Source organism: Brasilonema sennae CENA114, assembly GCF_006968745.1.
In the GTDB taxonomy this organism is placed as follows: Bacteria; Cyanobacteriota; Cyanobacteriia; order Cyanobacteriales; family Nostocaceae; genus Brasilonema; species Brasilonema sennae.
The window spans coordinates 5,985,993-6,006,424 of sequence record NZ_CP030118.1 but is presented as its reverse complement, the minus strand read 5'-3'; the positions used below and the strand labels follow the sequence as shown (position 1 = coordinate 6,006,424).

The window sequence follows — 20,432 nt, the reverse complement described above, 5'->3', positions numbered from 1 at the left end:
TTTGACATGACTATGCTTTCTTTCTCAAACATTATTGGGTTGAGTTTTGTCACAATTACGTTGATTGTTGTTACCAGCTTAGTCGTCTATCTGCTTAAGAGGATATGGCGCAAGAACAAATATAAGTTGGTATGGACGCCAATTTCTTGTGTTGAACGTCGCAGTAATCTCTCGTATGAGGAGTTTATACGGGAGTATGCATCTGTTGGCAAACCTGTCATCATCACTGACGCAATGAAAGATTGGAAAGCTACAACAAAGTGGACTGCAGATTTTTTTAGGTCAGAGTACGGTTCAAGCAATTTCCTTGTAACAGATGTTAGGAATCAGACTCGGGTGGACATGACTGTTGCTGAGTACTTGGAACGCATAAATACTGATAAAAACGAAAAATTTTTATACTTGCGAGACTTGAATCTTTCTTCTAATCCTAAACTTTATGAGGATTACAAAGTTCCTGTTTACTTTCGCGATTGGTTACAAAGGCTACCACAAAAGCTTGTCAAAAAATATTACTTGAATTTCTATAGTATCTATGTAGGAGCTAAAGATACATCGATAGGTCTTCACTTTGATTTCTTGGGTATGCCTGGATGGGTGGCACTCATTTCTGGGCGTAAACGATTTGTCTTATTTACACCAAATTTAATACCAGACGCAAAGGATATTTTATCTTATGGCGAAGATGAAAACTTTAACGGTAATTTAGAAAATTTTCCTCTTTATGCTAATGCTAACCCAGTAGAAGTCATACTAGAACCAGGAGAAATTATCTACATACCATCAAAGTGGTGGCATCATGTGAAAAACCTTGAAAATAGTGTCTCCTTAAACGGCAACATTATAAATGAGTATTGTTCAGAAATAGTTTACCAAGATGTTAGTAAAGAGTATCCAATAAAAGGTAGAATCTTACCATTGATTTTAGAATTTCCTTGGCTGGGCAGGTTTTTATTTACTACTGGTTTGTTATAGGGCGTTTCCTAAGCAACTGAGGTACACCTAAATCTTTTTTATCAGAGTTAATACCCTTAAAAACATACCTCACCAGGTTGGTAACCGCTAGAAGAAGGGGTAATTAGTAGCTGGAGATGAGTCATTAACTATTAGTGAAGTAATCACATTTCTTGTAAAATCCTAATTTACACTTCTTAGAAAGAGTTGCATTTAGTTTATCTCACCTACTTAGATATTTCAATAAATTGCGTGAATTCATCACTTGTCTCGCAAAAGCAGTTGATAAAGGGAGGAAGTTTAAATGAGTGATCTTTCCCAAAAAATTGCTGCTCTTTCCCCAGAGAAACTTAAGCTTCTTGCACAACGGCTAAGCAAGAAACAAGGGGACATAGTCTCACAAACACAAATAAAATGCCAAAGTCGCCAAACCAACTCATTTCCCCTATCCTTTGCCCAGCAGCGCCTGTGGTTCCTCGATCATTTGCAGCCTGGTCATAGCGCCTACAACATCTTCCAGTCCATGCGCCTGACAGGATGGCTGAATGTGGCGGCGCTAGAGCAAAGCTTCAACGAAGTCATCAGGCGTCACGAAATCTTAAGAACCACATTCACTACAGTGGATGGTCAACCAATACAAGTTATTGCTCCTACCCTGACTTTCAGACTACCAGTGATAGACTTGCAAAAACTTCCCAAAGACAAGAGGGAAGCTGAAGTTCTGCGGCTAGCTCATGAGGAAGCTCAACAGTCCTTTGACTTAGCCAATGGTTCTTTACTACGAGTGACTCTATTGCGCCAGACTGAAACAGAGCATGCGTTATTGCTGACAATGCATCACATCATCTCTGACGGCTGGTCAATAGGCGTGCTTATTCGTGAAATAGCAGCCCTTTACAAAGCCTTTTCCCTTGGGAAACCCTCACTGCTTCCTGAACTATCCATCCAGTATGCAGACTTTGCCGTTTGGCAGCGACAATGGTTACAGGGAGAACAACTAGAAACTCAACTTGCTTACTGGAAGCAGCAACTGGGTGGTAAACTACCTGTACTGGAACTCCCCACTGATCGTCCCCGACCAGCAATTCAGACTTTCTCAGGAGCAAGAGAATCTCTGACCTTACCCAAAACTTTATCCGAGAAGCTTAAGGCTCTGAATCAACGCCAAGGCATTACCCTATTTATGATACTGCTTGCAGCGTTTGGGACTTTGCTTTTCTGGTACACAGGGCAAGAAGATATTGTCGTGGGTACTGATATCGCCAACCGCAACCAAGCCGAGACAAAGGAATTAATCGGGTTTTTTGCCAACCAACTAGTGTTGCGTACGGATTTATCAGGAAATCCTACCTTTCTAGAGTTATTAGAAAGAGTCCGCGAAATGACCCTGGAAGCGTATGCTCACCAAGATCTGCCCTTTGATAAGCTGGTAGATGCTCTGAATCCGAAACGGGAGTTGAACCGCTCACCCTTGTTTCAGGTCAAGCTAGTTTTGGAAAATACCCAAACTCCATCCTTGAAGCTTCCAGATCTGACTATAAGCCCCCTAAAGGTCGAAAATAAAACAGTACAGTTTGACTTGCTCCTAGAGCTAAACGAGACAGAGCAAGGACTATTTGGTATATGGGAATATAATACAGACCTATTTGATACAGTCAGCGTTGTCCAGATGTCGAGAAATTTTGAAGCGCTTCTAGGCAAGATTGCGACATATCCAGAGGCAAAATTGAGTGAGCTAAAAACAATTCTCTCTGAAGCAGACAAACAGCAGAATCTTGCTCAAGAACAAACTTATGAAAGCACTATACAGAAAAAATTAATGAACGTTAAACGTAGAGCTAATAGCAGATTATAAGCACAAGGAAATACAAATTATGACAAAAATTGAATCTCTAGGTTCTGTAAGACGTAAAGCTGTCAACATATCCCAAGAAGACTTAATAAAAACTGAGTTTCTCCAGCCAGGAACCAACTTTCCTTTGGTGATAAAGCCTAGCATAAAAGGTGTGAATCTGCAAGACTGGGCTAAGAACAATCGGGATTTTTTGAAAACCGAATTATTAAAATATGGAGCTATACTTTTTCGGGATTTCAAAGTCAAATCATTAGAGGAATTTGAGCAAATCATTGCAGCTATTTGTGGAGAAGCGATGGAGTATCGTTATCGGGCATCTCCACGAACTCAAGTAGGTGGTAGAATTTACACTTCAACTGACTACCCTGCCGAGCAAAGTATTTTTCCTCACAATGAACACGCTTATTCTCCTACTTTTCCATTGAAAATATTCTTCTTTTGTTTGACTCCAGCGCAGTCAGGAGGAGAAACTCCAATTGGTAGCTGTCGAAAAGTGTTTGAGCGTATTGATCAAAGCATACGCGATCGCTTTATCGAAAACAAAGTGATGTACATGCGTAACTTTGGCGATGGATTTGGTCTTCCTTGGCAAACTGTATTTCAAACAACAGACAAAACAAAGGTAGAGGAGTATTGCCAAAGCAACGGAATTGAGGTTGAATGGAAACAAGGTGATCGCTTAAGAACTAGACAAGTTGGACCAGCTATTATCAAGCATCCTCAAACGGGTGAAATGGTTTGGTTCAATCACGCTACTTTTTTCCATGTTTCCACATTGGAAGCGACAATACGCGATTCGTTGTTGACAAATTTAAAAGAAGAAGACTTACCGACTAACACATATTACGGGGATGGTTCTCCAATTGAGCCATCAGTGTTAGCTCATTTGAGAGAAGCTTATCAACAGGAAATGGTCACCTTTTCCTGGCAAAAAGGAGATGTATTGATGCTGGACAATATGTTATCAATACATGCTCGCAAGCCATTTGTCCCTCCAAGAAAAATTTTAGTAGGAATGGCTGAACCATATAGTCCCCAAGGCATTTAATTGACACAGAGGTATAAATATGCAAGCAGAAAGTATGGAGGGGTTTCAACTTTCACCTCAGCAAGAGCATTTATGGTTACTGCAACAACTTGATCAAAGTGAAGCTTATCGTAGTAATTGTGCAATTTTAATTGAAGGTCATGTCAATATAAATAATTTAGAATTGGCATTACAAGATATTGTCGATCGCCATGAAATACTCCGTACCTGTTTTCCTTGTCTGCCTGGCATGACTCTTCCAGTGCAGGTCATTAAAAACCGCAAGTTAAAATTAGAAACAAAGCACAATCTTTGTAGTTTGAGTCCTCAACAACAAGAAGCTAAGATTGAGGCAATCTTTCAGCAATTTAACCAATTGTCTTTTGACTATGAACAAGGTTCAATTTTACAGACATCTCTTATAAGTTTATCGCCAGAGAAACATCTGTTTTTTATTGGTTTGCCCGCTCTTTGCGGAGATCATGCAAGCCTGAATAATCTCGTAAAAGAGATTGCTATTTTTTATTCCGAACAAGCGCCAGATGAACTATCTGAAGAACCACTACAATACGCCGATTTTTCAGAATGGCAAAATCAAATACTTGAGGCAGAAGAAACGGCAGTAGGAAGAAAGTATTGGAGCAAGCAAGACTTTTCTGGTTTGAGAAAGTTCCAGCTTCCTTTTGAAAACTCTATTTCAGTAAAACCAAAATTTGAACCTAAATTAGTAATTTCAAGAATTGAACCTGAACTAATAGAAAAAATCGAAGTATTAGCCCAGAAGTATAATACATCTGCTTCTATATTTTATTTAACTTGCTGGTTGATTCTGCTTTGGCGGCTTATTGGACAATCGGAGATGATAGTTGGCAAAGCTGTTGATGGCAGGAAATATGATGAACTAAAAAAAGCATTAGGGCTGTTCGCTAAATACTTACCACTGCATTGTGATTTACAAGAGAATTTACGGTTTCGTCAAATTCTACAGGAAATTCATGAATCTGTAGAATCTATCTACAAATGGCAGGAGGGTTTTACTTGGGAACAAATATCATCGGATACCAAATCAGAGAATTTGCCTTTTTTACCTTTTGGCTTTGATTTTGAATCAGAAGAGCCAAAGTATTTTGCAGATAATATAGCATTTTCAATTTACAAGCGTTACACCTGCATTGAGCGTTTCAAAATAAAGCTCTCTTGTCGGCAAAGGGATGATTTCCTAAGTACAGAATTTCATTATGATTCCAACCTGTTTTGTGCAAAGGATATTGAAAGTTTAGCAGAGCAATTTCACAAGTTAGTAGAAAGTGCGGTAAATCATCCAGAAGCTGCGATTAGTGAATTAGAAATTTTAAGCGATCGCCACCTCCATCAACTTCTCGTCGAGTTCAATCAAACACAAGCTGACTACCCACAAGACAAGTGTATTCACTGCTTATTTGAAGAACAAGCAGAGCGCACACCAAACAATATTGCCGTTACATTTTCTGACGAAAAACTCACCTATGGTGAACTCAACATTCGTGCCAACAAAATAGCTCACTACCTACAACGACTAGGAGTTAAACCAGACGTACTGGTGGGAATTTGTGTTGAGCGAGCGCTGGAAATGATTGTTGGTATCCTTGGCATTCTCAAAGCTGGCGGAGCTTATGTACCACTCGACCCAGCTTATCCTAAAGAGCGCTTAGCGTTCGTATTAGAAGATACCCAAACACCAGTATTATTAACTCAGCAGCGATTACAGGAAAGTTTACCTGCTCACAACGCCCAAACGATTTGCTTGGACACAGATTGGGAAACAATTGCTCAAGAAAGTGAGGAAAATCCTGCACTCAAGACGTGTCCTGAAAACTTGGCTTATGTCATCTACACTTCCGGTTCTACAGGCAAACCTAAGGGAGTGCAGATTGCACATCAAAATCTAGTTCATTCAACGACTGCTCGTATTACTTATTACCAAGAAACAGTTACCAGCTTCTTATTGCTTTCTTCGTTTGCTTTTGATAGTTCTGTTGCGGGTATTTTTTGGACACTTTGCTCTGGAGGAACTCTTTGTCTTCCCCAAGAAGGTTTACAACTGGAGATACCAAAACTGGTAGAGTTAATCGTCCAAAATCATGTCTCCCATTTATTAAGCCTTCCCTCTCTGTATGCTCTCCTATTGGAGGAGACAAAATCCGAGCAGTTAACATCACTTCGTAGTGTTATTGTTGCGGGTGAGTCTTGTCCAACAGAGTTGGTGCAACGTCACTACCAATTGTTGTCAGAAACATCTCTGTTTAATGAGTATGGACCAACAGAAGGAACAGTGTGGAGTAGTGTATATCACTGCCCTTCGGGTAAGCGCAAAGCGCACGCTACGCGAACGCAGTCGCCTACGGAGGGAAACCCTCCTTCAGCGCTGTCTCACCATTCTCAACAAACTAGAAAGCAAGTCTCGATTGGTTCCCCCATTACCAATACGCAAATATATATACTTGACTCTGATTTGCGTCCTGTTCCCATTTGCGTTATTGGTGAAGTCTATATCAGTGGTGATGGCTTGGCTAGAGGCTATCTCAATCAGCCTGCTCTAACTAGCGAAAAGTTTATTCCCAATCCCTTTGGCGATGCTCACCCAGGAATGCGCCTGTACAAAACGGGAGATTCAGCTTGTTATCTGAGCGATGGAAACATTGAATTTCTTGGCAGGCTTGATCACCAGGTTAAAATCCGGGGTTACCGCATTGAATTGGGAGAGATTGAGGCGGTACTGAGTCAACATCCACAGGTGCGGGAAAGTGTGGTAATAGCGCGAGAGGACGTACGAGGGGACAAGCGCTTAGTTGGCTATATGGTACTTAAGCGAGAATCTGCTTTGACAATAACTGAACTACGCCATTTCCTTGAAGAAAAGTTGCCTGATTACATGCTACCGTCCGCTTTTGTACTCCTGAAGGAGCTACCTCTGACCCCCAATGGCAAAGTGGATCGTCAGGCATTACCTGCGCCTGAGCAGGTGCGCTCAGAGTTCACAGGAATCTTTGTCGCTCCTCGCACCCCTGTAGAAGTGATGCTGGCAGAAATCTGGGCTGAAGTTTTGAAAGTTGAGCGAGTGAGCATCTATGACAACTTTTTTGATTTAGGAGGACATTCTTTACTAATAACTCAGCTTCTTGTTAAGGTACAAAAAATTTTTCAGGTAGATGTGTCTTTACGCAGTTTGTTAGAAAGACCTACTGTGGCAGGTATAGCAGAGAATATCGAGAACATTTGCTCCTATGAAAGCAGTCCCACAGTTAACTCAAAAACTTTTGTAGATCTCAATGCTGAAGCCGTTTTAGATCCCACAATTTTTCCTGAAACTTTCAATGGATCTGTGAGTGAACCAGCTTGTATTTTATTAACTGGAGCAACAGGCTTTTTAGGAGCATTTTTACTTTCTGAACTTCTACAGCAAACTAAAGCAGATATTTATTGCTTAGTGCGTTCTCAAAATGTTGACGAATCCAAGCAAAAGCTGCAAAGCTGCCTTAAAGCTTATTCACTTTGGAATGAATCTCTAAGTTCCAGAATTATCCCAGTTGTCGGTAATTTATCTGAGCCTCTTCTCGGTCTAGAAGAGGAGCAATTTCAACTAATGGAACGTAAAATAGATGTCATCTATCATAATGGGGCTTGGGTTAATCATATTTATCCATACTCTGTTCTTAAAGCTGCCAATGTGTTAGGTACTCAAGAGGTTCTGAGATTGGCAAGTAAAATCAAAGCAAAGCCCGTACATTTCATTTCTGCTTCTAGTGTTTTCTCGTCAGTTGGTTATTCTGGGGTCAAATTAGTTCGAGAGCAGGATAGTCTTGATGATGGTCAACTGCTTTCTAATGGTTATTCTCAAAGTAAATGGGTTGCCGAAAAATTAGTAAAAACTGCGGGTGAGCGAGGGCTTCCTGTTTGTATTTATAGACCATCACGTATATCAGGACATAGCCAAACTGGTGTATTTAATACAAATGACTTCTTGTACAGATTAATAATAGGCTGTATCCAACTGGGAAGTGTGCCAGATAGGGACATTAGGGAGAACATAGTTCCTGTGGATTATGTAAGCAAAGCGATCGTCCATTTATCGAGACAGGAAAAATCCCTAGGAAAGGCTTTTCACTTAGTTAATCCCCAGCTTCTGCACTCAAGTATGCTTATCGACCAGATTTGTTCACAAGGCTATCCAATTAAGCAGATGACTTATGAAGATTGGCGAGCAGAGTTACTCAATATGACTAAAAGTTCACAGAAACATCCTTTGTATTCATTAGTACCATTTTTTGCGTCAAGTAATGCTGAAGAGAAAACATCTCCATCAGCAGTTTTACATTTTGCCTGCGAGAATACACTTAATGGACTGGCTGGTACTTCTATCGTCTGTCCACCAATAAATAATCAGTTACTAAGTACTTACTTTTCTTATCTAATTCAAAAGGGTTTTATAGATGGTCTACAGCGTAACATTCAGGTGTAATGACTCTCGAAAAATACTCATAATTCTGTCAATGCTAAGTACGACTCATCATTCATAGGGGTTGGAAATCAAAATGTCAACAAATCTGATTGTATTAGCAATTTAAACTGAAAAAGGATATAAGCTCTTATGGCGACACAAGAATCTACAGTACAAAACAAATTATCACAAATTGATTCGACACAAACCACAAAATTGTTATCCACTGAAGGTCTTAATCCATATCAACAGAAGTATTTAGAAACATTTATTAACAGCTATACCAAGCGGACAATAACATCAAAACAACTCACGCAAGCCTGTCGCCAAGTTTTGGCTGACCCAAGAGCGTCAGATGGGTTCAATCTAATGATGAAGGAGATATGCTATCCCATTGTTGGCAAGCGCTCTTTGGGTTCCAAGATATGGGACATTGATGGTAACGAATATATAGACCTCATGATGGGTTTTGGCGTAAATCTCTTTGGTCATAATCCGTCCTTTATCAAAGAAGCACTGACAGAGCAACTTGAGAAAGGAATACAGATTGGTCCGCAATCAGAGTTTGCTGGTGAAGTAGCAGAGTTAATTTCTGAACTCACTGGGATGGAGCGGGTAGCATTTAGTAATACAGGCACAGAAGCCGTTATGACGGCGATACGCTTGGCACGAGCAACAACAGATCGCAACAAAATTGTCATCTTTTCAGGCTCCTATCATGGTCATTTTGATGGAACGCTAGTTAAAGCACAAAGCGTAGACGACGAAAATTTACGTGCAGTGCCAATTGCTCCTGGAGTACCGCCAAATATCGTTAAAGATGTTTTAGTCTTAGATTACGGGAATCCTCAATCACTAGAAGCGATCAAAGCTCATGAGCAAGAATTGGCAGCTGTTCTAGTTGTACCTGTACAAAATAGCCGACCGGACTTACAGCCCAAAACATTTCTCCAACAGCTGAGGAAATTAACAAAAGAATTAGGAATCATCCTAATCTTCGATGAAATGGTTACCGGCTTCCGCATTCATCCGGGTGGTGCTCAAGCATATTTTGGCGTTGAAGCAGACATAGCGACGTATGGAAAGATTATTGGTGGGGGTTTGCCGATTGGAGTCATCGCTGGCAAAGCTGCTTATATGGATGCTATCGATGGGGGTATCTGGAGTTATGGAGATTCTTCCTACCCACAAGCAAAAACAACGTTTTTTGCAGGTACATTCTGTAAGCATCCGTTAGCTATGGCTGCTGCAAGAGCGGTTCTTAGACATCTTAAAACTCAAGGACCAGCCCTTCAAGAGCAGTTGAATCAACGCACATCACAATTCATCCAAGCTTTGAATACTTACTTTGAAGAAGATGAAGTACCCATCCGAATGGCGAATTTTGGCTCACTATTCGGTACTGCTTCTTCAAGGAATTCTGAAGAAGCGGGGAATTCTGCTATATCGCAAACTATGAATCTATTAATTTATCATTTGTTCGACAAGGGAATTCTCCTCTTTAATGGAACTGGTTACCTATGCACAGCCCATACAGATGAAGATATTGATTGCATTATTCAGGCTGTTAAGGATAGTGTAAGGGAACTGCGAGACGGAGGTTTCTTGCCTACTTCCTCTGACAAATTGGCTGAAACATAAAAGCTGTTTAAAGGAATTGATGATTAGTCTAACAATTCGCTTTGATGAAAGCGAAACTGATTTACAATTGCGGAAAAAAACCCATTCCAGAAGCGCAGTTACCAGCAAATTTTATCCTCCGCCAAGTTAAACCTCAACAAGATGCCGAAGCATGGGTAGAGATGCACAAACAGTCGTTTATCGACGCCTGGAATCACCATAACTTAACAGTCCAACATTACAAATACCTGCGGAGTCACTACACATACAGACTCATTTGGATCTGGTGGCGATCGCTCCTGATGGCATTTTTGCAGCCTGCTGCAAGTGTATAATTAACCCACAGAGTAACACTTCGCACGAATAAATCTACTAATGCTAATTAACTGGATAAAAAGAAGGTAAAACTATGGCAACAATGGGAAAATACTGCAAAGCTTACTCTCTAAAAAAATTACGTCAGTTCAATCAGTGGATTGAGCATTCAGAAAATACAAGAAAAGAAAAGCAACAAGTCGATGGTCAGGAAGTCGAAATCAATAGAGAACTAACCGATGATGACTTTCTTTATCTGCAAGAAAACTATGTCGTCACACATGGTATTTTCAAGGACGAAAATATCATTTTCGACAATGTAACAACAGAATGGCAAGAGTTTTGTAAAAATACACTTTTGTTCGAGATTCCAGTTTACCAAAATTAACGGAGATAAAAATGTATCAAGATGATAAAGACGACACAACAATTTACAAAGTTGTAGTCAATCACGAAGAACAGTATTCTATTTGGCCCGCCGACCGGGACAACGCACTTGGTTGGAAAGATGCTGGAAAAAGTGGCCCCAAACAAGAATGTCTAGATTACATCAAAGAAGTTTGGACTGACATGAGACCGCTCAGTCTCCGCAAGAAGATGGAGGAAGTTTGATAAATTAACTACTTATCTACTAGGGTCAGTTGATAAACTGTCACTCATCTAATTCCGCGTTTCATGGTATGAGTTTAATCTTTATTAATGCAAGGAGTGATACCATTTCACAATATGTTTGGCACAAGTTATATTCGCAATTTGTCTCACCAGCAGAGTGTTGCGAGTTTCAAATGTTGCACAAAAAGTGAATTGGTATACAATTATACAAAAAAGCGCTTGAGCTAAAAAAATTATCAAGCGCTTTTTAATGTAAAAATAACACCATGTTGCCGCTACATTTTTCCTAGACAAAAACGGACAACCTTAGCATTTTGAGGCGGTTGATCTGTTCTATTGTTGAAAATATCGTCAATAACCGCCTCAAAATGCTCCAAGTTCGTCGTTTTTAGTGAGGATTTTGTAGAAGGTTGTCCGTTTTTGTCCGGGTTCATCCCAACCCTTTGGGTAAGAAGAAATTGAAACGACAAAGAGCGGTTTAGGGTATAGTATATTCGCCTACACCTTAGTTATAAATACTTCTGAAGCATATTTTCCAATTGTTGTACTGTTGCCCTAGGAGAGGGACGAGGCAAAGGTAGCTCCTGTGTGCCTTCTGTACTTCTAGCGTTTGCTAAAAAAAGCACTGGCACCTGGTATTGGTAAGCTTGAAACCAATCTTCACGAGTCGTAATATCCCGGATTTCTAGCTCAAACTTGAGGTTTTGTATCTGTTCTAGTTTTTCCTGCAAACCCTCACACAAATGACAACCGGGCTTGCTATATAAGATGATTCGCATTTGCTTCAACCAAAATAGACGTGTTTAACTGCATCTGTGATATTTCCTCTGGACATAGGGGGACTTATAAGTCGAAGGTGGAAGAACCAGAAGTTCTACAACTTTCTTACGGGCAGCAACTGATACGATATTATATGGCACCTAACATTCAGAAATATTTTTGCGTCCGCAAGATGTGATTGTGGAAATGATCGCCAACGATTCTACAGTATCAGCTACTGTTAGTAGGTTGATACATTTGGGTTGGCAAGTGCAAGCACAGTTGACTTTGGATGATGGGCAAATGGTTATAGCTCATTTGACGCGGGAAGGGTTTGACGAGTTAAAGTTGGAAGCGCAACAGCGAGTGTATGTAAAGCCGAAGGATGCAAAATCGTTCCCACTCTATTATTCGATTTAGACTGTTAACTACCCTAAACGCAGGCGTTCATAATTAACAGTTCATGAAATGAAGATTTAGCTACGATGACAAGAAGTGCCTTTACAGTATGTGGAGTTCACTTCAATGGTTATCCAAGCTTTGTGTGTTCACATGTTTGGGGTGGGTACTTTGTGCAATCGCTCAGTTAGTCAGTGGCTTGTCTTGAAATCAACGCTCTCCCACTGGCTAATGACACCAATATTTATTGTATTGCCACTCTTGACTTTAGTCTTTTTACCTTGGATGATTCCACGCCTGCGCTGGAAACGTTTTTGGAGTGGTTTGGGAACTGTGTTACTCGTGGTTTACTTTTCTGCCACTTTCCCACTCACCATCGCTGTCGCAAAAAAAGGATTAGTTACTTTTATTCCCCCTGATCCTGGTACAAGTGCAGATGCAATTGTTGTACTCGGACGGGGCGTACCATTTAGAGATTCAAGGGTTGAGGTTGCAGCTGAACTTTGGAGGAATCATCGGGCACCATTCATTTTTGCCAGTGGTTTAGGAGATGGTTCGGAAATTGTCCAACAACTCAAAGCAAAAGGTATTCCTGATGCTGCATTGGGCGAAGAACACTGTTCTCAAACCACCAAGGAAAACGCACTGTTCACCGCATCTATCCTGCAACCACGCGGAATCAAGCAAATTCTGCTAGTCACAGATTCTCCTCATATGGTGCGCTCGCTATTGACTTTTAAAAGTGTAGGGTTTGAAGTCATGTCCCATACAACTCCCATACCATCGCAATTTACTGCGAGTAAAAAAGCAATGCTCATGTTTTATGAGTATATGGGATTAGTTAGCTACGGTTTGCGAGGGGACTTTCTGAAACACAACTTACCTCAACAGAAAAATCCACCCGTTGCTAAGCTCAAGAATTAGGCAAATTTTGACCTATAAAAACAGCATATCGAGGATAACAGAATATCAGTTATCCTCTTTAAGCACAACTATGGCTAAACCAGTTGTATAAAAGTCCTTTTGCATCTCCTAGAGAGACGCTAGGTATTCGTGTATACCGTATTCGTGTATACCTTTTTTACGAGCATCTATCTCAAAAGGACTTACGCGCAGCGTCTCCCTAGGCCATTTTCTCAATCCTGACTCTGTGGTTTTTTCTTGGTGAGAAATTTCCTCTAGCAATCTTTCCTCAGGATAGAAATCTAACGAAACTTTTATCTCAAAATCTTTTGAAGTCTTACTATCTGTGATTGATAGAGAATGAGATAGGCTTCCACCATCATTGACAGATGAGAATTGTTTGTTTAATGAAGAAAATTCTAAAGTAACCCTAATTTCAAGTTTCCCTTTTTGTCTACGATTTTTATTGGGAAGAAGCAGTTCACATTGTATTTCTGATCTCAGGTAAAATTCCCACTCAACTCGATTAAATATACCTGTTACATTTCTCTTTTTGAAATATTTTTTAACAAACTTGTCTTGACAAGAAAAATTTAAATCATTTCCCTTTGGCTCAAAATATTCAAGGAATTTCTTAACTATTTGAACTGCATTAAAAATTTGATCTCCTAAAAAAAGAATATCATCCTCTTGCTCCAATCGTTGAAATTGGTTACTCAACATGTTAAAAAAACCCCCTTACTAATCCCGAATTCTTGAGATTCTCTTACAATCCTTGCCACAAATTTGACTGATGTCAAATAAAATACATTTTATATACTTAAAAGGCGGTGAGACAGCCTTCCTTAACGGATTTACCACCTGTTGGTGACTAAAAGAACAGTCATAGGGCTGTAGCATGAGAAGCGCAGCTTCTCGCAAGCCAGGGTAAAGTCGCGTAAGATAGACAGACAAAGATAGACAATTAATTTACTTTATTTATCTGCGTAAATTGCGTCTTTAAAACTACATTTTTTAAAATACTACTACACTATTTAACTCAATTCAGGTCTTGTTATAGAGATATATTATAACACAAAAAGTAAAAAAAGACACTAGTTTAGTATGATGAAAATATCATGACCGTTTATATTGTAAAAGTTGTCATATATACTCAAAAATTTATTGAAAAGCTTAAGACTGAAGTAGTAATCATTTTGGATTCAATATTCACACAAAAAAATGATTGTATTTTTTTGTATAGTTTAATAACTCTTTATAAGAAATACCGTGTATTTACTAGCTAAAAATGATAGGTCTAGTTTAAACAAAAAATGACACAAGTATAAATGAAGCTAATTGCTATCTTATTATTTAAGATTTAATATTAATTTAATATATGATTCTTTGATAACTGATGAAAATATAGCGCTTCTCATTTGAATTACATAATGTGAAAGTGCATGTACTTTCACTACAGCACGTGTTACGGCACTCAACACCAGAAGCGCTATATTCACTCTCAGAGGATGTTTTAGAAGTATTGTTTTCATACCTGGACCTTCAATATTCCCCTAAATCAACAAAGGCTATGACGGGACGCCACATGCACAGATTGAGGCGTTGTTGACGCCAGTCGCACTCAACCAGGGAACCTCGAACGGCGTTTACGCTCCCAACACGGTTTGGATAAGCACAACTTAATTCACGCTCCGCTCGTTGGGAAAAAGTTAAAAAGCAAGGGTTAAAACAAGAAGGAAGCACCTTTACCCCTTAACCAAACCGTACTGCTTACGCTCCCCTTTTGAGGAGGTTTAGAGTGGATATACGACAATTTGTCTACTCCTTAAGACTTTCCAAACATCTTCTGAGCATATTTTAAATTATGTTAATTTTGCTATCTCCACACACTGCTAACATGGTGCGTTACACTACATTAACGAACCCCACGTATGGAATATTTACTTTTATATCAGTTATTCATCTCAACGGGTGGAAACGATTCAAACAGGACACATATTAAAAATGTATATTTTACTTTATAAGATGAAAAATTTAAAAATAATATCAAATCTAAAATTTCTACTTATTATTTATGTCTGAAGAACTTAACTTTCAAGGTCATGGTATGGATCGCCTCCCTCCCCAAAACATTGAGGCGGAAGAAGCAATATTGGGGGGGATTTTGCTAGATCCGGAAGCGATAAGTAGAGTGAGCGATCGCCTGATTCCAGAAGCCTTTTATCTGAACGCTCATAAAGATATCTATCACGCCGCTGTCAGGTTACACACTCAAGGTAAACCTACAGACTTGCTTGCAGTCATAAATTGGCTAAACGACCACGATATGCTAAGCCGTGTTGGCGGTAGAAATAAATTAGTTTCACTAGTAGATCGTACAGTGTCAGCCGTTAATATCGATGCCTTAGCAGATTTAATTATGGAAAAATACCTGCGGCGTCGATTAATTAAAGCTGGAAATGAAATTGTGCATCTAGGTTATCAGACAGAAACTGAGTTACCAACTGTTTTAGATCAAGCAGAACAAAAAGTCTTTGGTATCACTCAAGAACGTCCCCAAGTCGGTCTGGTTCACATTTCTAACACCCTGATTAATACTTTCCAAGATATTGAAACTCGCCATCAAGGTATCGCCCTACCGGGAATACCTTGCGGCTTTTATGATTTAGACGGTATGACTAGCGGTTTTCAACGTTCTGATTTGATTATTGTTGCTGGTCGTCCTTCAATGGGAAAAACCGCTTTCTGTCTCAATCTTGCTCATAACATTGCTGCTTCATATAAATTACCAGTTGCTATCTTCAGCTTAGAAATGTCAAAAGAACAACTGGCGCAGCGGTTGCTAGCAAGTGAGGCGGGAATTGAAACGAGTTATTTGCGGAGTGGACGCATTAGCCAAACTCAATGGGAACCTTTAAGTCGTGCGATTGGTATGCTCTCTGATATGCCAATTCATATTGATGATACGCCAAATATTACAGTTACAGAAATGCGAAGTCAAGCGCGGCGTTTGCAAACAGAATTAAATACAGAAGTAGGACTAATTATTATAGATTACTTGCAATTAATGGAAGGAGGGGGCGATAACCGCGTGCAAGAACTATCAAAAATTACCCGAAGTCTTAAAGGTTTAGCGCGTGAATTAAGTGTTCCAGTGATTGCTTTATCTCAGTTGAGTCGAGGAGTAGAATCACGTACGAACAAGCGTCCCATGTTATCTGATTTGAGAGAAAGTGGAAGTATTGAGCAAGATGCGGATTTAGTTATTATGTTGTACAGAGACGATTACTATAACAGCGATAGCCCAGATAGAGGAATTGCTGAGGTGATCATAGCTAAGCACCGTAATGGTCCAACAGGTACTGTTAAACTCTTGTTTGATCCACAATTGACGAAGTTTAAAAATTTTGCCAGACCGAATAATTATTAAATCAGGGAACAGGGAACGCTTAACAGGGAACAGGGAACGCTTAACAGTTATCAAGCAATTGATGACTGATAACTGATTATTGAAAATGAATTAGTAGTTCGTGGCAAGTTATTAATAGTTATGATAATAACTAACAACAAACTACTAACGATGAGTCATTACTGAATTTTCAGCAACTCCACATCAAAAATCAAAGTAGCGTTGGGTGGAATAACACCACCTGCACCACGAGCGCCATAACCCAAATCAGAAGGTATGATTAATTTACGACGATCGCCTACTTTCATAGTACTCAGTCCTTCGTCCCAGCCTTTGATCACTTGTCCAACACCAAGTTTAAAACTAAAGGGTTGACCGCGATCGCGTGAACTATCGAACTTGGTACCATCTTCTAAAGTCCCGGTGTAGTGAACCACAACCGTTTGTCCTTTTTTAGGAGTCGCGCCAGTCCCTTGTTTTAACTCAGTGTACTTAAGTCCAGAGGGCGTGGTGACGACATTATCATCAGACATATTTTTACTCGCAATAAGGGTATTGTTTTCTTGTACCTGGATGGGTGCTTGTGTTGTTTCAACCAACTGGCTAGCAACAGCGGTATCTTGTTTGTTACCGCTTATTTGCGCAAATACCAGAGCCAAAACACAAACCAGCATGAAACCCACGCTGAGTAAAATCGCTTTCAAAATTAATCCTCCTTACTCAGTATTCTGGGTACTTTAGGATAACCAGTAGGACAAAATTTAGTGTAAACCACAAAGCGACCCTTAACGCCAAAGCTTATTTTCTAAATCACGCATTTGACGCTCTAAACGGTCAATTCTACCACGCAGTTCGTCCATTTCCGACTGACGAGGTACCCCCAAGTCCTGTAGCATATTTCGCAGTTGTCGTTGCATAGTTCCCTCCAAATTTCCCTGCTCCGACTTCAACTGCTGTACCATGTCATCCATAACCGCCTTCGCTTGCTCAGGATCGAGCTTACCATCCTTAACAAGTTGGTCACTCGCTTCCCGCAGTTTGTCTGCTACCAAGGACGTTGTTCCAAGACCTATCGTAAATAACTGCTTCATCCAGTTGTTGTTGCTGTCCATAATTCCTTTCTATCACTTTTTTCAAATCAAACGCCCCTTTATCATAAATCTACCTTATAGACCTATGGTGCAAGGATAATTAATATAGACTACACCTCTATTCTGACAAACACACACAAAGGATCAAATGTGTGATAATCGAACAACTGAAGGTGAAAGTTCCGCCCCAACAAACACTCAAGTAAGTTTCAAGTGCGGAAATTTCCGCATCCCACGCCAGAAGAACGGATAAAAGCAGCAGAACAACAAGCACGAAGGCTGGCAGATAAATTGCGTGAGTTAGGGATAGATCCGCAGACTCTTGGTTAACTCAAATTTTGCATCTCACCGATTAGTACGCCTTGAACTCAAGTTCAAGGCTTATAGTCAAAGTCCGTTAAAACGGACTCAAAGACTACCCAGTCTGTTTTAACTGATGTCTTACGTCATTACGAGTAGACCATTAATGCTTATATGAAGTAGTGTTTAAATTTACTCAAAAATCAGTTCCACTCTTAGTCCATTTTAATGGACTTCGCCTATGAGCCTGGGACTTACAGTCCTAGGCGGACGAGAACCTGCGTCAAATAATATGTTTAGACTATTGACATTTGTTTTACTAAATGCGCCTAAGGTTGTCCTATTGCTAAAAATTACGTGACAATCAGGAAACATGACTCAATCAGGTGTATATATTCTTAATCAATAACTGAACAAACACGAGTATTATGCCTATAGACTTTTTAACCGCTTGGGGAGTTAGTACTGCTGTTGGGTTCCTCTTCCAACCAGTGATGAAACAATTTGCCCAAGATGTAGGCAAAGATTTATTAAAAGATATACTCAAAGATGTATTGAAAGCTATCCCCAGCCAGATTTTAGAGAAACTAAAAAAAGAAGAAATAGATATTGCTGCTGGGAAAGCACTTAAAGAGTTTTTGTCACTCGTGCAGCAAGAGTTACAAGATGCTGACATTCCTGATAACCAAGTTAGGGATTATAACAAACCGCTACAAAAATTCCTGAATGAGAAAAAAGTTAAAGAAATACTGGGAACTCCTTTTCATGATGAATGTCATGCTCTAAATACAATAAAGTTAAAAAAGATTTGGAACGAACAGAATTTGTTAGCTTTGCCAAGCGAATTTGATTGGACAAAGCTTGGTAAGCGTTACGTAAAAAAAGTTAAAGCAATTATTCAGGACTCATCTGAACTGAGAGCGATTCTGGATTCCCAAAATATTGAAAAAATCGCAGAAAACACAACAGAGACTGCCGGAATTATCCCCGACTTTAATTTAAAACAATATCAAGAAGCAATTCGCGAGTCCTACGCCAATCTAAAACTAGATAGTATAGATACCAGCGGTTACGCCTATAATGAATTGCGGCTATGGCGAATCTTTATTCCTCAAAACGTGCGGGAAGTTCACCAAGTTTTACCACAAGTCCACGAACTCCCCAAACAACATCTCCGACGATTGCGAGAAAAGAACGAACTCGAAGCAGAAGAAATTGCATTAGAAGAATTAGAACATCACAAGCGAGTTTATTTAGAACAGCCAGTAGGTTCAGTTAAAAAGATTGTTGAAGACAAGCACCCCCCTTTATCCCCCCTTAGCAAGGGGGGAAATGGGGGGTTAAAAATTGTAATTTTAGGTGATCCAGGTTCAGGAAAATCTACATTATTGCAATACCTGGCGTTAGATTGGGTAGAAAAAACTCTTGATAGACTTCATAAGATAGAAAATCCTCCACCGATTCCCTTGCTGATTGAGTTACGCACTTATATGCGGCGACGAGAAGATAAAGAATGTAGTAATTTTCTGGAATTTTTTCATAAATGTAGCGGTGCGATCGCCCACCTCAACCAACATAAATTGCAAGAACAACTCAAGGCTGGTAACGCCTTAGTCATGTTTGATGGTTTGGATGAAGTTTTTGATCCTGGTAGGCGAGAAGATGTTATCACAGATATTCACCGCTTCACAAATGAGTATCCCAATGTGCAGGTGATTGTGACTTCTCGCGTGATTGGATATAAAGCGCAACGGCTGCGAGATGCTGAGTTTAAGCATTTCATGCTGCAAGATTTGGAACCAAAACAAATTCAGGATTTCATCAACCGATTGAAGAACTTAAGAGTGAAGTTTTTGGCAAACACTGGCAGGATGAAACTTGGCATGAAGTTTTGCGGCTGATTGCAGGAATGATTGAGCCAAAATTTGTTGGCGAAATTTTGGAATATTTAATGGCGCAAAATGGTGAGTCAGAGAAATTTAGCAACTTGTTTTTGGCGGCTAAGTGTCTTTCTGACGTGAGGAATAGGACGGCGATCGCGGAAGTCGCTAATCAATTACGCAATTACCTGGAAAACTTACTTAGATATGGAGATGAATATCAGGCTTCAGGTAAGCAATTCGAGCTAATTCGTGAAATTCGTACTCAATCTGTTGCAGCAATAGCAATAACTTGGAAAGATGACCCCGAAACTTTAGCATGGCTCAAAACCCTCGCTCATTTTTATGGGAATTGGGATATACAACAAGCAGCGGTACAAGAGTTAGCTAGGGCGTGGAAAGATGACTCAGAAACTTTAGCATGGCTCAAAACCTGCTCTGAGTGTCCTGATCCGGCTGTGCGATTTGGGGCAGTGCAAGCATTAGCTAGGGGGTGGAAAGATGAGCCTGAAACCTTACGCATCCTTAAAATCTGTGCTCAGATTGATTACGACTGGTCTGTGCGACGGGTATCATTGCAACAGATAGCCTGGGGGTGGAAAGATGAGCCTTGGATGTTGGAATTTCTGTGCGATCGCGCCATCAATGACTCTTTTGAGCGTTGGACAACCTGGCAAACCAACCCCCGGCAAACAGCACTTGAGATAATTATCAAACAACATCCTCACCATCCCCAAACTTTACCACTGTTACGCGACAGAGCAGAGAATGATCCGGATGAGCAAGTGCGGGAGTATGTTCAGAAGAAGTTGGCAGAATTAGAGAAGTAGA

16 protein-coding genes and 1 pseudogene are annotated in these 20,432 nt (G+C 40.0%); 13 read left to right on the top strand and 4 right to left on the bottom strand.

Translation table 11 applies throughout. The features are described from left to right. The first annotated feature begins 6 nt into the window (after window positions 1–6). The 8 genes from DP114_RS25120 to DP114_RS25085 all read left to right on the top strand — a co-directional run bounded on the left by DP114_RS25120 (window position 7) and on the right by DP114_RS25085 (window position 10,860). Entirely contained in the window at window positions 7–975 is a 969-nt protein-coding gene (locus DP114_RS25120) for a cupin-like domain-containing protein (protein WP_169263542.1), read from the top strand. 283 nt (window positions 976–1,258) lie between these two features. Then, window positions 1,259–2,809 carry a condensation domain-containing protein gene (locus DP114_RS25115; protein WP_171977408.1) on the top strand — a complete coding sequence of 517 codons (1,551 nt, stop codon included), beginning with the start codon at window positions 1,259–1,261 and terminating at the stop codon, window positions 2,807–2,809. 19 nt (window positions 2,810–2,828) lie between these two features. After that, window positions 2,829–3,857 carry a TauD/TfdA family dioxygenase gene (locus tag DP114_RS25110; protein WP_171977407.1) on the top strand — a complete coding sequence of 343 codons (1,029 nt, stop codon included), beginning with the start codon at window positions 2,829–2,831 and terminating at the stop codon, window positions 3,855–3,857. Window positions 3,858–3,876: 19 nt separating this feature from the next. Next, a complete protein-coding gene (locus DP114_RS25105; RefSeq protein WP_171977406.1) occupies window positions 3,877–8,334 on the top strand; it encodes a non-ribosomal peptide synthetase in 4,458 nt (1,485 codons plus the stop codon). A 129-nt stretch (window positions 8,335–8,463) separates the two neighbouring features. Next, window positions 8,464–9,954, top strand: a complete 1,491-nt coding sequence (locus DP114_RS25100) for an aspartate aminotransferase family protein (protein ID WP_169263538.1) — start codon at window positions 8,464–8,466, stop codon at window positions 9,952–9,954. Window positions 9,955–9,998: 44 nt separating this feature from the next. Next, window positions 9,999–10,268, top strand: a complete 270-nt coding sequence (locus DP114_RS25095; protein ID WP_169263537.1) for a hypothetical protein — start codon at window positions 9,999–10,001, stop codon at window positions 10,266–10,268. Window positions 10,269–10,342: 74 nt separating this feature from the next. Beyond that, window positions 10,343–10,636 (top strand): hypothetical protein, encoded by a 294-nt coding sequence (locus DP114_RS25090; RefSeq protein WP_171977405.1) that lies wholly within the window; start codon window positions 10,343–10,345, stop codon window positions 10,634–10,636. A gap of 11 nt (window positions 10,637–10,647) precedes the next feature. Continuing rightward, window positions 10,648–10,860, top strand: coding sequence for an MbtH family protein (locus DP114_RS25085; RefSeq protein WP_169263535.1), 213 nt, complete (start codon window positions 10,648–10,650; stop codon window positions 10,858–10,860). Window positions 10,861–11,369: 509 nt separating this feature from the next. On the opposite strand, the gene DP114_RS25080 is transcribed toward DP114_RS25085, so the two are convergent. Further along, entirely contained in the window at window positions 11,370–11,639 is a 270-nt protein-coding gene (locus DP114_RS25080) for a glutaredoxin family protein (protein WP_171977404.1), read from the bottom strand. Window positions 11,640–11,784: 145 nt separating this feature from the next. Between DP114_RS25080 and DP114_RS25075 the strand changes: the two are divergent. Both DP114_RS25075 and DP114_RS25070 read left to right on the top strand, forming a co-directional pair. Beyond that, window positions 11,785–12,039, top strand: a pseudogene (locus DP114_RS25075) (TOBE domain-containing protein); the annotation flags it as partial. A gap of 105 nt (window positions 12,040–12,144) precedes the next feature. After that, a complete protein-coding gene (locus DP114_RS25070; protein WP_246162751.1) occupies window positions 12,145–12,942 on the top strand; it encodes a YdcF family protein in 798 nt (265 codons plus the stop codon). 108 nt (window positions 12,943–13,050) lie between these two features. On the opposite strand, the gene DP114_RS25065 is transcribed toward DP114_RS25070, so the two are convergent. Beyond that, a complete protein-coding gene (locus DP114_RS25065) occupies window positions 13,051–13,644 on the bottom strand; it encodes a KGK domain-containing protein (protein ID WP_172195297.1) in 594 nt (197 codons plus the stop codon). Between the two features lie 1,351 nt (window positions 13,645–14,995). On the opposite strand from DP114_RS25065, the gene dnaB reads away from it, so the two are divergent. Next, a complete protein-coding gene (gene dnaB / locus DP114_RS25060; RefSeq protein WP_169263533.1) occupies window positions 14,996–16,351 on the top strand; it encodes a replicative DNA helicase in 1,356 nt (451 codons plus the stop codon). A gap of 158 nt (window positions 16,352–16,509) precedes the next feature. On the opposite strand, the gene DP114_RS25055 is transcribed toward dnaB, so the two are convergent. Continuing rightward, complete coding sequence (locus DP114_RS25055) at window positions 16,510–17,034, bottom strand: FKBP-type peptidyl-prolyl cis-trans isomerase (protein ID WP_169263532.1); 525 nt, start codon at window positions 17,032–17,034, stop codon at window positions 16,510–16,512. Between the two features lie 81 nt (window positions 17,035–17,115). Further along, a complete protein-coding gene (locus DP114_RS25050; protein ID WP_169263531.1) occupies window positions 17,116–17,442 on the bottom strand; it encodes a phasin family protein in 327 nt (108 codons plus the stop codon). A 707-nt stretch (window positions 17,443–18,149) separates the two neighbouring features. Here DP114_RS25050 and DP114_RS35330 point away from each other — a divergent pair. Together DP114_RS35330 and DP114_RS35325 are read left to right on the top strand one after the other, a co-directional pair. Then, entirely contained in the window at window positions 18,150–19,622 is a 1,473-nt protein-coding gene (locus DP114_RS35330) for an NACHT domain-containing protein (RefSeq protein WP_246162749.1), read from the top strand. After that, window positions 19,613–20,431: a HEAT repeat domain-containing protein gene (locus DP114_RS35325; RefSeq protein WP_246162747.1), complete on the top strand. Its 819-nt coding sequence runs from the start codon at window positions 19,613–19,615 to the stop codon at window positions 20,429–20,431. The genes DP114_RS35330 and DP114_RS35325 overlap by 10 nt, the downstream gene beginning before the upstream one ends. Window position 20,432: the final 1 nt, after the last annotated feature.

Excerpts from the sequence above, each read along its gene's own strand:
- DP114_RS25090 (WP_171977405.1), top strand. The coding sequence starts at position 10,343 with ATGGCAACAATGGGAAAATACTGCAAAGCTTACTCTCTAAAAAAATTA.
- DP114_RS25115 (WP_171977408.1), top strand. The coding sequence starts at position 1,259 with ATGAGTGATCTTTCCCAAAAAATTGCTGCTCTTTCCCCAGAGAAACTT.
- DP114_RS25065 (WP_172195297.1), bottom strand. The coding sequence starts at position 13,644 with ATGTTGAGTAACCAATTTCAACGATTGGAGCAAGAGGATGATATTCTT.
- DP114_RS35330 (WP_246162749.1), top strand. The coding sequence starts at position 18,150 with ATGCCTATAGACTTTTTAACCGCTTGGGGAGTTAGTACTGCTGTTGGG.
- DP114_RS25080 (WP_171977404.1), bottom strand. The coding sequence starts at position 11,639 with ATGCGAATCATCTTATATAGCAAGCCCGGTTGTCATTTGTGTGAGGGT.
- DP114_RS25095 (WP_169263537.1), top strand. The coding sequence starts at position 9,999 with ATGAAAGCGAAACTGATTTACAATTGCGGAAAAAAACCCATTCCAGAA.
- DP114_RS25085 (WP_169263535.1), top strand. The coding sequence starts at position 10,648 with ATGTATCAAGATGATAAAGACGACACAACAATTTACAAAGTTGTAGTC.
- DP114_RS25050 (WP_169263531.1), bottom strand. The coding sequence starts at position 17,442 with ATGGACAGCAACAACAACTGGATGAAGCAGTTATTTACGATAGGTCTT.
- DP114_RS25100 (WP_169263538.1), top strand. The coding sequence starts at position 8,464 with ATGGCGACACAAGAATCTACAGTACAAAACAAATTATCACAAATTGAT.
- DP114_RS25110 (WP_171977407.1), top strand. The coding sequence starts at position 2,829 with ATGACAAAAATTGAATCTCTAGGTTCTGTAAGACGTAAAGCTGTCAAC.
- DP114_RS25070 (WP_246162751.1), top strand. The coding sequence starts at position 12,145 with ATGGTTATCCAAGCTTTGTGTGTTCACATGTTTGGGGTGGGTACTTTG.
- DP114_RS25120 (WP_169263542.1), top strand. The coding sequence starts at position 7 with ATGACTATGCTTTCTTTCTCAAACATTATTGGGTTGAGTTTTGTCACA.
- DP114_RS25105 (WP_171977406.1), top strand. The coding sequence starts at position 3,877 with ATGCAAGCAGAAAGTATGGAGGGGTTTCAACTTTCACCTCAGCAAGAG.
- dnaB (WP_169263533.1), top strand. The coding sequence starts at position 14,996 with ATGTCTGAAGAACTTAACTTTCAAGGTCATGGTATGGATCGCCTCCCT.